This is a genomic window from Ruegeria sp. D6 (assembly GCF_056534365.1).
This window is the reverse complement of the sequence record NZ_JBQFPH010000003.1, coordinates 400,574-412,562: the sequence shown is the minus strand read 5'-3', so window position 1 is coordinate 412,562 and position 11,989 is coordinate 400,574. Positions and strand designations below refer to the sequence as shown.

The 11,989-nt window shown below is 56.5% G+C and carries 10 protein-coding genes; 6 read left to right on the top strand and 4 right to left on the bottom strand.

Translation table 11 applies throughout. From position 1 onward, the window contains the following. The first annotated feature begins 6 nt into the window (after nucleotides 1–6). Both ACR0A1_RS13760 and ACR0A1_RS13755 read left to right on the top strand, forming a co-directional pair. Nucleotides 7–1,851, top strand: coding sequence for a family 1 glycosylhydrolase (locus ACR0A1_RS13760; RefSeq protein WP_480867983.1), 1,845 nt, complete (start codon nucleotides 7–9; stop codon nucleotides 1,849–1,851). Nucleotides 1,852–1,890: 39 nt separating this feature from the next. Further along, complete coding sequence (locus ACR0A1_RS13755) at nucleotides 1,891–2,817, top strand: carbohydrate kinase family protein (RefSeq protein WP_480867981.1); 927 nt, start codon at nucleotides 1,891–1,893, stop codon at nucleotides 2,815–2,817. A gap of 135 nt (nucleotides 2,818–2,952) precedes the next feature. On the opposite strand, the gene ACR0A1_RS13750 is transcribed toward ACR0A1_RS13755, so the two are convergent. From ACR0A1_RS13750 to ACR0A1_RS13740, 3 genes are all read right to left on the bottom strand, one after another. Beyond that, nucleotides 2,953–4,218, bottom strand: coding sequence for an ABC transporter permease (locus tag ACR0A1_RS13750; RefSeq protein WP_170394412.1), 1,266 nt, complete (start codon nucleotides 4,216–4,218; stop codon nucleotides 2,953–2,955). Next, nucleotides 4,215–5,021 (bottom strand): taurine ABC transporter ATP-binding protein, encoded by an 807-nt coding sequence (locus ACR0A1_RS13745; protein ID WP_170394409.1) that lies wholly within the window; start codon nucleotides 5,019–5,021, stop codon nucleotides 4,215–4,217. The genes ACR0A1_RS13750 and ACR0A1_RS13745 overlap by 4 nt, the downstream gene beginning before the upstream one ends. Before the next feature lie 74 nt (nucleotides 5,022–5,095). Beyond that, the gene (locus ACR0A1_RS13740) at nucleotides 5,096–6,091 is read right to left on the bottom strand and encodes a taurine ABC transporter substrate-binding protein (protein ID WP_170394406.1); all 996 of its coding nucleotides are present in this window, start codon (nucleotides 6,089–6,091) and stop codon (nucleotides 5,096–5,098) included. 176 nt (nucleotides 6,092–6,267) lie between these two features. Here ACR0A1_RS13740 and ACR0A1_RS13735 point away from each other — a divergent pair, with 176 nt between their 5' ends. The 4 genes from ACR0A1_RS13735 to hisD all read left to right on the top strand — a co-directional run bounded on the left by ACR0A1_RS13735 (nucleotide 6,268) and on the right by hisD (nucleotide 10,488). Beyond that, the gene (locus ACR0A1_RS13735; protein ID WP_170394403.1) at nucleotides 6,268–7,242 is read left to right on the top strand and encodes a LysR family transcriptional regulator; all 975 of its coding nucleotides are present in this window, start codon (nucleotides 6,268–6,270) and stop codon (nucleotides 7,240–7,242) included. 218 nt (nucleotides 7,243–7,460) lie between these two features. Next, nucleotides 7,461–8,474: a D-cysteate sulfo-lyase gene (gene cuyA / locus ACR0A1_RS13730; RefSeq protein WP_480751227.1), complete on the top strand. Its 1,014-nt coding sequence runs from the start codon at nucleotides 7,461–7,463 to the stop codon at nucleotides 8,472–8,474. Between the two features lie 35 nt (nucleotides 8,475–8,509). Continuing rightward, nucleotides 8,510–9,205, top strand: a complete 696-nt coding sequence (cuyB, locus tag ACR0A1_RS13725; protein ID WP_223118486.1) for a cysteate racemase — start codon at nucleotides 8,510–8,512, stop codon at nucleotides 9,203–9,205. Between the two features lie 8 nt (nucleotides 9,206–9,213). Next, nucleotides 9,214–10,488 (top strand): histidinol dehydrogenase, encoded by a 1,275-nt coding sequence (hisD, locus tag ACR0A1_RS13720; RefSeq protein WP_480762781.1) that lies wholly within the window; start codon nucleotides 9,214–9,216, stop codon nucleotides 10,486–10,488. 33 nt (nucleotides 10,489–10,521) lie between these two features. On the opposite strand, the gene ACR0A1_RS13715 is transcribed toward hisD, so the two are convergent. Continuing rightward, nucleotides 10,522–11,988: an aldehyde dehydrogenase gene (locus tag ACR0A1_RS13715; protein WP_170394391.1), complete on the bottom strand. Its 1,467-nt coding sequence runs from the start codon at nucleotides 11,986–11,988 to the stop codon at nucleotides 10,522–10,524. Nucleotide 11,989: the final 1 nt, after the last annotated feature.

The following is an 11,989-nucleotide window of genomic DNA, read 5'->3' as shown; positions in this document are numbered from 1 at the left end:
GCGACAATGAAATATACCCGTTCTGACTTTCCCAATGGCTTTCTGTTTGGTGCGGCTTCTCCTGCAGAACCGGCAACTGGGCTAGACATGCACCGCTTTACAGTCCGTTGGCAGCAAATCATGCCAGACGGTCGCATTCCTGATGCACGCGCATTGGATCAGTGCGAGCAGCGGATTGATCAGCTTTTGGCACACAGCATTCGGCCATGCATTGTGCTGGATCACAACGATATCCCCCCAGCGCTGGAGGATATCGGCGGGTGGCGCAATCGAGTAATGGCCGACTATTTTGCAGCGTTTTCTGAGGCAGTCGTCGCTCGGATGGGTGATCGGATATTCAACATCTCTACCTTGAACCCGTCCGTCGGAATCGAACGCGACCCTCGCACTAATGCCCGCAGCCTGCACCATCAATTGCTTGCACAGGGCGCGGCGCGTCAGGAAATGCGGAGCTATGGGATGGCCAATCTGGGTGTAGAGGTCGATCCGCTCATCCTTGATACGATAACCAACGGGCAATACCCGCAGTCTTTGCTGGATCGATTGGCCCGCCACTTTCCCGAAAATTGGCGGGATGATTTTTCCATCATCGCCGAGCCGATTGATTGGTGCAGCGTAGTCGTGAAAGAGGGCACCGATATAGTTGCGCTGATGCGCAGCGCGCATGAGCTATCTCTGCCTTCTTTCGTGACTATAGCCGCCGATACGGGATCTGACCTGGCGCAGATTCTGGAGGCGGTACATGAAGCGCTTGAACCCGGCACGTTGGTACAGGGCATATTCGTTCAGTCCGGAACTGACGTCGGGGCGCTGCAAACAATCCAAGCAAGTGACGCCCACCCGGCCCCATGGGTTCGACCCAAGGGAGGGCTGCACGCCCATTGGAATCTGGTGGCCGATATTGGCGGAACCAACACAAGACTGGGTGTCGTGACCGAGGGGGAGTTAACCGATCTTCGCAAACATCCCACCGGCGCCGTAAGTGATCTGCAAGACGCATTGCACAGCCTCTGCGACGAGGTCGGAACACAGCCGCGCGCGGTCGTCGCTGCCGGGGCTGGTCCGGTTCAGGACGGCACCATTCGCCTGACCAATGCCAATCTTGATCTTTCCGAAGACGCTCTGGCTCGAGCAACCGGCGCGCACCATACCTATGTCATCAATGATTTCACTGCTGCCGCATGGTCAGTCGCCGAGATTACCGAGAATGATGTTGAGGTATTGCAGGGCTCAGCCGCTCCACCACTGGGGACACGGCTAGTTGTCGGGCCGGGAACCGGGCTGGGCGTGGGCGCCCTGCTCTACTCCGAAGGACATTTTCACACCGTTTCCGGCGAGGGCGGCCATGTTGGATTGTCTCCGCGCCATCGTGACGAGGTCGAAGTTTTCAGCGCAGCGCGCCAGATCATACCCGACTGCTTTTTTGACGATACGCTCACCATCGAGGCCGAGATGTTCCTGAGCGGAACTGGCCTACCGGTTCTCTATCAGGCGATCGGAATGGCCGAAGGTCAGCCCAACGGCATGATACGTTCGGCAAAAGACATTCTGCAGGATGCTCAGGATGGCTCGGATGCCTGCGCTGTTAAGGCGGCGCGAATGTTCACCGAGCATCTGGGCGCCATAATGGGCGATCTTGCTGTTGCTCTTATCCCCTCCGGAGGTGTGTTTCTTGTTGGCGGGGTGGCCGAAAAGAACCGCTGGCTGTTTGGTCAGGATTTTCTGCGTGCCTTCAACGCAGGAGGTCGGTTCGATGAATTGCGGCAATCGATGAACCTGTATGTGTCAGAACAGGATGAGTTTGGCATTGTTGGCGCTAACAATTTCTGTAAGAATGCCTTGGCACGGTAATTTGGCCGCGCATTTTCAAGCAGGCCGAGGGATAGCAGAATGATCCTGTGCTGTGGAGAAGCTCTGATCGATATGATCGCCGAACCAACGGTTTCTGGCGGCAAAGGGTTTGTCCCACATTCCGGTGGTGCAATCTTCAACACCGCGATTGCACTGGGTCGTCTGGGCATACAAACGGGGCTGCTGTCAGGGCTATCTACCGACATGTTCGGAGAGCAGTTGATCGCCGCCTTGCAGATCAGCCATGTCGCGACCTCGCACGTTATCCGCTCGGACCGTCCTACGACACTTGCATTCGTGCAGTTGCGGGATGGGCACGCCACATACAGTTTTGTCGATGAGAATACGGCGGGCCGGATGCTGCGGCCCGAAGACATGCCGGATCAACTACCGGGCGTTTCCGCACTGTATTTCGGAGGGATCAGCCTGGCTTGCGAACCCTGTGCCGATGCCTACGCGGCCACACTTGATCGTCATGGCGCGGATCATGCAGTGATGTTGGATCCCAATATTCGACCCAGCTTTATCAAGGATCAGACCCGATACCGGACCCGCTTGAACCGTATGATCGCAAAGACCGACATCATCAAAGTTTCCGATGAAGACCTTGATTGGATTATACCGGGCCCCGAAAGCCATGCCGAGAAAATCCCCCTGCTGCTTCGTGCAGGACCAGCGATTGCAATCGTGACCAAAGGGGGGGATGGCGCGACAGGCTATCTTTCTGATGGAACGGACGTATCCGTACCCGTCCAGAAAGTTAAGGTTGTGGATACTGTTGGTGCTGGCGATACGTTCAACGCAGGTGTGCTGGCCGCGTTGAGCCAAACCGGTCACCTCAACAAACCCGCCTTGCGCACTTTGCCCACAAGCAGTCTTCGCGACGCGCTTGAATACGGTGCAAAGGTCGCTGCCGTCACCGTATCCCGAGCGGGGGCAAACCCGCCTTGGGCACAGGAGCTCTGAAGGTATACAGACCGATGCCGTGTTCAAGCTAAAACAGCAGCAAGGTCCAACGCCGCATTCATAATCGCAGCTGAAACAAAAGGCCCCCGAGATTGCTCGGGGGCCGCTTTGTTACCACAGTATCGGAAAGACCGATCAGCTGCGGCCTTTCCATGGCACCAGCCAGTTCTCGGCCTTGCGCATCAGGATATCGATTCCATATCCGATCACCCCGATAAGGACGATCCCCATGATGACAATGTCGGTCAGCTGGAATTTGGATGCGGCGATGATCATCATACCGGCACCCTTTTGTGCGGCAACCAGTTCAGCCGCAACAACAGTTCCCCAACAGACACCCATGGCCACACGTGCACCGGTGAAAATCTCGGGCAGCGAGTTGGGCACAATCACATGGCGCATGATCTGCCATTTCGACGCCCCCAGAGAATACGCTGCGTGGATTTTCGAGATGTTCACACCGGACACACCAGCCCGCGCGGCGATGGTCATGATCCAAAGGGCCGCAAGGAACAGCAGAACGATCTTGCCGGTCTCCCAGATGCCGAACCAGATGATCACCAGTGGGATCAGCGCAAGTGGCGGCACCGGTCGCATGAACTCGACAATCGGATCGAACCAGCCGCGGAACCAACCGGATAGGCCCATTGCATAACCCAGCGGAATCCCCACAAGCGCACCTGCGATAAACCCAGCAATCACGCGCAACAGCGACCAACCCAGATGCTCCCAAAGCGAGAAGTTCTGGTAGCCTTCATTCGCAATCTCAAAGAACCGGGCCACAACGGTTTCAGGGGCTGGAAGCCAGATGGGGTTCATCTGCAAGCCCTGTTTGGGGGTGAAACTGATCGCCCCTTTACCGGTCAGCGTTACAGTACCATCGCCTGTATCAACCTTTTGGCCTTCACCTATAGGTGTGCCGTTGATCGCGACGATCTTTGCACCCTCATTACGTTTGGCATCATCGTTCTTGTCGAACAGGATCGTCGATGAGCGGCCCGCAGCAGCGGCAACCGCATCGTCTTTGGCAAATCCGCTGCCGGGCTCGACCTCGAATTTCTCTGCTTCCTCACCGAAGGCTGGAACGCGAACAAAAATCGTGGCTTCATCCGTGCTGCCATCCGCGTTTTCGAGCGTATAGGTGAATTGCGTATCACCCACAAATGGGCCCGGCACATGGATCGGAAACAACTTCGAGCCGGTGAAAGCCGCCCAGATTACAAAGATCACGAGAACCGAGATTATCGATGCAGCCCTATCCGCTCGTACGGCACTTTCGTCGCCGAAAGTCACAGTTTTCAAGCTTGTGAAATCCTGACGCGATTGCAAACCGCGGCGTAACGCGTAGACGATAAAAAACGCGCCACCGAACAGGCCGATATAGAAGAGAAGTACAATCATGATGCCTGCTCCGTCCGACCCATAATTTCTTCTTCCATCTCCCAGATCATCGAGAGGATCTCATCGCGCTTTTCCGCAAAACCTTCGGATTTCTTCACATCACGCAGATCGGCATTCACACCGCGTTCAGCAAAAGGCAGATTGTATTCGCGGTGAATGCGCCCCGGTCTGGGGGCCATGACAATCAAACGCTCACCCAGCAACAAGGCCTCTTCGACCGAGTGGGTGATCAGGATGATCGTCTTGCCCGTTTCTTTCCAAAGCTTCAGGACAAGGCCCTGCATTTTCTCACGGGTCAGTGCATCCAAAGCACCCAGCGGTTCGTCCATCAGGATGACGTCCGGCTCGTTTGCCAGGCACCGCGCCAACGCAACACGCTGCTGCATCCCGCCCGATAGTTCATAAACCGCCTTGTCTTTGAAATCCTGAAGCCCGACGACCTCAAGCAGATGGTCGGAAATCTGGTCACGCTCGGCTTTGGGCATGCCTTTCATGCGCGGGCCAAACTCGACATTTTCCCGCACGTTCATCCATTCGAACAACGCGCCCTTCTGAAACACCATCCCTCGTTCAGCATCAGGGCCTTTGACCAGATGGCCGTTCAGTTCAATCTTGCCAGATGTCGGCGCCAGAAATCCTGCAACGATGTTTAGCAACGTCGTTTTACCACAGCCCGACGGGCCAAGGACAGACATCAGCTCACCCTCTTTAAGGCTGAGTGAAACATCTTGTAGGGCCTGTACTGAGGAGCCGTTGGGTAAGTCAAAGCGCATGGACAATTCTACGATGTCCAGTTCAGGCATCCTGCCTCCTTCCTGCTTTCATAGCTGTCGACCGGCCCGAAACCGGGGCCGGTCGCATGAAATGTCCTGCGTGATTAGTTATTCGCAGCTGTCAGCGGGCCTGCATTAACGGCACCATCATACGAATCCAGAGCGGATTCGATGCTGCCTGCCGACACGAACACGTTTGCAACACCCTGCATGAAGTCTTGCGCGCCACCACCTAGCCACTTCTCGGACAGCTGGTCTTCAACTGACGGGAAGGTGAAAGTCGCGATTGTGGCTTCAGCGTCTGCAGGATCCATACCAGCATCCTTGGCAATCACCGGCAGCATTTCATCTTTGCTGTCGCCTGCGTTCCACTTGGCGTTGGCATCTGCGGTAACCTTAAGGAACTTCGACAGAAGCTCAGGCTCTTCTTCGATGAAGCTTGCCGGAGCGCTAGTGACGTCGAACACCAGGATACCGATCTCTTCTTTTTCAGCACCGGTCAGCAGGATGTTGCCATGCTCGGTCATGCGACGAAGCGCGCCACCCCAGCCGCAAACCATGTCGAGGTTGCCCTGCGCAAATGCCGCGGCGCCATCGGCCGGAGCCATGTCAACAATTTCCATTGAACCGATGTCGACACCAAAGTGAGACATTTGCGACAGGAAACCGTAATGCGCAGCTGTGCCGATCGGAACACCGACCTTCTTGCCGTTCAATTCACCCGCATTGCCCTTGTCGATTTCAAGCGCTTCGGCAACAACGCAGTTGTCGTTGTCTGAATAGCTGACCGCCACATCGACGATCTGGATGTCCTGACCGGCCGAAGTGGTTACCACAAACGGTGGTACCCCTTGGCTGACCGCGATCTGTACATCACCCGAGGCCATCGCAGCTGACATGGCGGTACCGGTGTCGAAAGACACCCAGTTGATCTTGACGCCCAGTTCTTCTTCGTAGGTTCCGTTTGCTTTCGCATACTGGAACGGCATCGGCCATTCGAGGAAATATGCAACCGTCAGTTCATCAAGCGCGGCGGCTTGTGAAGCGGTAACGGCCGCAATCCCGGCATATGCTGTTGTGAGCAGATATTTCTTGATCATTTTGACTATTTTCTCCCTGCTGGTTCCACTTGTCGGCTCTTGAAACGTCCGAACTCTGGAACAGTAGAAAAACCATAGTCCTTACGCGTTGAATTAGTAAATCAAAATACTGGTTGCGTAAAAAGCGAAACTTTGTTTCGCTTTTGACTGATAGTTCGCTGGTTTGGGAGCACCCGATGACAAAGAAAGCACTCAGTCTCAGGTGGCTGGAGGTCTTCCAACTTATTTCCAAGTTGGGTTCAATCCAAAAGGTGTCAGCTGAAACCGGTTTGTCAATCAGTACGGTCTCCAATCACTTGCGCAGTCTTGAAAAGGCGCTGGATGTGGATTTGGTGGACCACAGCCGCAGACCCATGGGTCTGACACCCGCAGGCACGGTGTTCTCACGACATGTGCATGACGGCCTGATCGCCTTGAAACGGGGCGAGGCCGAGCTTCGCTCGGGCAGTTGGCAACATGCAACAGATTTGCGTCTGGGCCTGATTGACGATTTTGACAGCCGGGTCGCGCCAGAACTCTTCCGTCATCTCTCTGCAAGCCTGCCGCGGTGCAATTTTCGCCACTTTACCCGCCCCAGCCATGAGATTCTTGACAAACTGCAGTCTCAAAAGCTGGATGCAGGCGTTGCGACCCGACCTCCTGAGCACTTTGAGGGGTTAATCGAATTCCCGCTACTTCGAGATCCGTTTATCGTCATTCTTCCGCCTGCATATGACGGACCGGTCGAGGAACTGACCAAATCAGACAGTCCGCTTCCGCTTTTACGATATTCGCGTGATCACACCATAGGCAGACTCATCGAAATTCAGCTAACCCGCAGCAAGATTAACCTACCCAACCGGTTCGAACTTGAATGTAATCAGTCAATTATCGGACTTGTCGCCGGGGGCAGTGGTTGGACGATCACGACTGCCGCCAGCTACTATCGCGCACGGCGATTCCACAAAGATACACGCGCATTACCTTTCCCGGGCAAAAGCTTTGCGCGTACCGTATCGTTGTTCACGACCAATATCTATCCGTCGACAACCACACGACTGATCCACAACACACTGCAAAACCTGATCCGTCGTCATGTGACCGAGCCCATGAATTCGCGGTTTCCGTGGTTGAATGACGACTTTCGAACCATTCCCGCACCCCCCGAATGAGCAACCAGGTAATCTGAGCGCAATATCGAAGTTATTTTCCGGCTTTTTCGAAACCGGGTACAGTGCGCTTGACCGACGCGCCCCATCCGCTGTGATTAGGCCTAACCTTGCGGCTTGACTACAGGCGGCATTCTAAACCCAGAAACCTACCCAGCGGCCCGTGTTGGCAAGACCTACCGGTCTTGAACCATGTGCCGGGCTCAGATTAGGACAGCTTGATGCATCTTTCCCGTTTTCCCCGTGTTTTTCTTGCCCATCTGCCAACACCGCTTGAACGGATGGATCGTATGTCCGAGGCTCTGGGAATCGATCTTTGGATCAAGCGAGACGACTGCACCGGCATGTCGACGGGTGGCAACAAGACCCGCAAACTAGAGTTTCTGTTCGGCGAAGCGCTCGAACAAGGCGCAGACATGGTGATGACACAAGGGGCAACGCAATCGAACCATGCGCGTCAAACCGCTGCATTCGCTGCCCGGCTGGGTTTGAAATGTCATATCCTACTGGAAGACCGCACCAGCTATAACAACGCCAACTACAACAACAATGGCAATGTCCTGCTGGATCATCTGCATGGCGCAACCACCGAGAAGTTTCCCGGCGGCCACGACATGCCCGCCGAGATGGAGCGTTCGGCCGCGAAGAAGCGTGAAGAAGGTCACAACGTCTATGTCATTCCGGGCGGAGGTTCGAACCCGACCGGAGCGCTTGGCTATGTAAACTGCGCGCTAGAGCTTGTGAGCCAGGCCAATAACGCCGGTCTCAAAATCGATCGCGTGGTGCATGCGACGGGCTCCTCGGGCACGCAAGCCGGGCTGGTCACCGGGCTTTGCGCCATGAATACGGGCATTCCGGTTCTTGGCATTGGCACCCGCGCACCGCAGCCCAAGCAAGAGCAGATGGTCTATGATCTAGCCTGCAACACGGCTGAGAAATTGGGTTGCCCAGACGTGGTGCAGCGCGAGGATGTGATGGCCAATACCGACTATGTAGGCGACGGCTACGGCTTGCCGACCGAAAGCGGCATTGAGGCGATCCGCATGTTTGCCGAACTGGAAGGCATTCTGCTCGACCCGGTCTATTCCGCCAAAGGGGCCGCCGGTCTGATCGATCTGGCGCGCAAAGGCTCGTTCAAGGATGAGCGTGTGGTGTTCTTGCATACCGGAGGCTCGGTTGGCCTGTTCGGTTATGATTTCGCTTTCGATCACACCGACCGCTGGGTCAATCTGTAAATCACGGTGATAAGTTCCAGCAAGCAGGTCTTCGCATGAAACCCCGCGTCACCGGCATATTGGGCGGAATGGGCCCAGAGGCGACAATTCTGTTGCAGCAGCGCGTGTTATCCAAGGTACAGGCGGCGGATGATGCCGATCACCTGCCACTATTGATTGACATGAACCCACAGGTGCCTTCCCGCATCGCGCACCTGATCGAGGGCAACGGGTCTGATCCCGGGCCGGTTCTGGCCGATATGGCGAGAGGATTGGAGCAATCAGGGGCAACCGCGCTTGCGATGCCGTGTAACACCGCACACCACTATGCGGCGCAGATAGAGGACGCCGTCTCGATCCCCTTTCTAAACATGGTAGACCTGTCCGTGGATCAAGCGGCGCAGCTCCTGCCTTCTGGCAGCCAGGTCGGAATTCTTGCCTCCCCAGCGCTGCGAAAGGTCGGAATTTTTGACGCCCCCCTGAACCGCGCCGGATTTACCGCAATCTGGCCCGAGGATGAAGATAGGATGCTCGGCACGATCCGCCACATCAAATCTGAAGGGCCAACCGGCGCTGCACTCAGCACACTTTCCGACGCTGCTAACGCCCTTTCGGGCCGGGGTGCCGCGCTTTTGTTTGTGGCCTGCTCCGAATTCTCTCTGCTCACCCGCGACTTGCCCAAAAGCGTTCCGATCATCGACACCGTCGATGTTCTGGCGGGCGCTATCCACTCCCACTCTCTGACGCGTTGAGGTTTCCCATGGCCGTCTCTTATCTGAAAACCGCCCTGCCCCGCCCCGATGCAGAAAATTCGGATATCCGCGATATCGTCGCAATCATGCTCTCCAATATCGAGCGTGAGGGCGAAGAGGCCGTTCGGCGCTATGCCGGAACGCTCGATGGCTGGACGGGAGAGTTCGTGTTGACTGATGAAGCGCGCAAAGCCGCATGTGACCGCGTGCCTGAACAGGTCAAAGACGACATCCGCTTTGCCCATGCCAATATCCGTCGATTCGCCGAAGCGCAGATGACCACGGTGAGCGAATGCGAGATCGAGGTGATGCCCGGCCTGATTGCAGGTCAGAAACAGATCCCGATCTCGAGCGCGGGATGCTACGTTCCTGGTGGTCGGTATAGCCATATCGCAAGTGCGTTGATGACAATTACCACGGCAAAGGTGGCTGGGGTGTCCCACATCACGGCGGTCTCGCCACCGCGTCCCGGTGCGGGCATCCCTGATGCAATAGTTTATGCGATGGACCTTAGCGGTGCAGATCTGATCCTGAATTTGGGCGGAGTTCAGGGGATTGCTGCGATGGCCCATGGCTTTTTTGGTGCGCGGCCAGCCGACATTCTTGTCGGTCCGGGAAACTCCTATGTCGCCGAGGCGAAACGGATGCTGTTTGGTAAGGTTGGCATCGACATGTTTGCAGGTCCAACCGATACCTTGGTCATTGCCGATCACACAGCATCGATCGAGACTGTCGCCTGGGATCTGGTGAGCCAAGCCGAGCACGGCGTCGATAGCCCTGTCTGGCTGGTCAGCACCGATAAAGCTCTGGCCCAGGGCGTTATCGCACGCGCCGATGCCCTGATCGAAAGTCTTCCCGAGCCGAACGCTAGTGCAGCGCGCACGGCATGGCGCGACCGGGCCGAGATCATTCTTTGCGACAGCCGCGACGAGGCTGCCAGGGTCGCCAATAACTACGCGCCCGAACATCTGCAGGTGATCGCCGAGGACCTGGATTGGTGGCTGGACCAACTGACCACCTATGGATCGCTGTTTCTGGGTGCCGAAACAACAGTGCCCTTCGGCGACAAGACGTCCGGGCCAAATCATGTTTTGCCGACAAGCGGAGCGGCCCGATATACCGGCGGTCTGTCAGTGCATAAATTCACCAAAACGGTGACATGGCAGCGCTGCTCAGCGCAAGCCTCGCACGAGCTTGCTGAACGCACTGCTAGGATCAGTCGGATGGAAGGCATGGAAGGCCACGCACGCGCGGCAGAAATGCGATTGTCTAAAGTGTGCTAAATCTGGCCCAAGGATGCTGTTGATTAGTCAGATTCACCGCATCACGAACGGATCGGGGATCGGATCGTCGCTTGTGCGCAACCAGACCGATTTGACCCGTGTGTAATCAAGCGCCGCCTGTAGGCCCCCTTCGCGCCCGTGGCCCGACAGTCCATGACCTCCGAATGGAGCAATCGGGCTGACAGCGCGATATGTGTTAACCCAGACAATGCCAGCCCGAATTCTGCGGATCATTCGATGTGCGCGGGTCAAGTCTTTGGTAAAGACACCCGACGCCAGCCCAAACGCGGTGTTGTTGGCTATTTGTATCGCCTCCGCTTCGGTGCCGAAACTGACGACTGAGAGGATCGGACCAAAGGCTTCGCGCGTCAGACAGGGCGCATCAGGCGCGTCCGTACAATCAATGATTGTCGGTGGAAAATAGTGCCCCTCACGGTCCAAAGGTTGCCCACCCGCTATCACGGTGGCCCCTGCCGAGACGGATTCAGCAACCAAATTTGCCGCTGTCACAAGCTGAGCCTGAGTGCACAGCGGGCCAACTTCGGTCTTTAGGTCATCGGGCGCCCCGATCACGATCTCACCCGCTTTTTCGGTGAGCCGGGCCAGAAACTCATCTTTGATCTTATCAGAGATTACCAATCGCGATCCCGCCACGCAGCTTTGCCCGGTAGCAGCAAAGATCCCCGAAACCTGCGCGTTCACAGCACTTTCGATATCGGCATCTTCGAATACGATGAACGGGGATTTTCCGCCCAGTTCCAACGAAGTCGAAGCGAGGTTTTCAGCCGAGTTGCGCACGATATGGCGCGCGGTTTCCGGGCCGCCTGTAAAGGCAACATGATCGACATCCGGGTGACTGGTCAGAACGGCGCCGCATTCCGGCCCGAAGCCGGTGATGACGTTCAGAACTCCGGGCGGGAAGCCTGCCTGATCGAAAATACGCGCGAATTCCAGCATCGGGGCCGGACCATCTTCGGATGCTTTCAGAACGACTGTGCAACCGGCGGCAAGCGCCGGGCCAATCTTGACCGCAGACAGGAACAGTTGCGAATTCCACGGCACTATGGCGGCCACCACACCAACTGGTTCTCGGCGCAGCCAAACCTCCATGTCGGGCTTGTCGATCGGCAGGTGCGCCCCTTCGATTTTGTCCGCCAATCCGGCATAGTAACGGTAGTAGTCCGCGACATAGGCGATCTGAGCAGAGGTTTCGCGAATGATCTTGCCGGTATCGCGCGTTTCAAGCTCGGCTAAGGTCTGAGCATTTTCGGCGACCAGATCGGCCAGCCGGTACAACAGTTTACCACGCGCCGTTGCTGTCATGGTCGCCCATTCGGGGGCATTCAGCGCTGAACACGCAGCCTCAACCGCGGCGTTCACATCATGTGTTCGGGCCTCAGGCATTTTCGCCCAAACGGTGCCCGTCGCGGGATCAAGGCTGTCGAAATGCGCGGTCCCATCCGAAAACGTGCCGCCGATATAGTGCTGAAACTGCCGCATT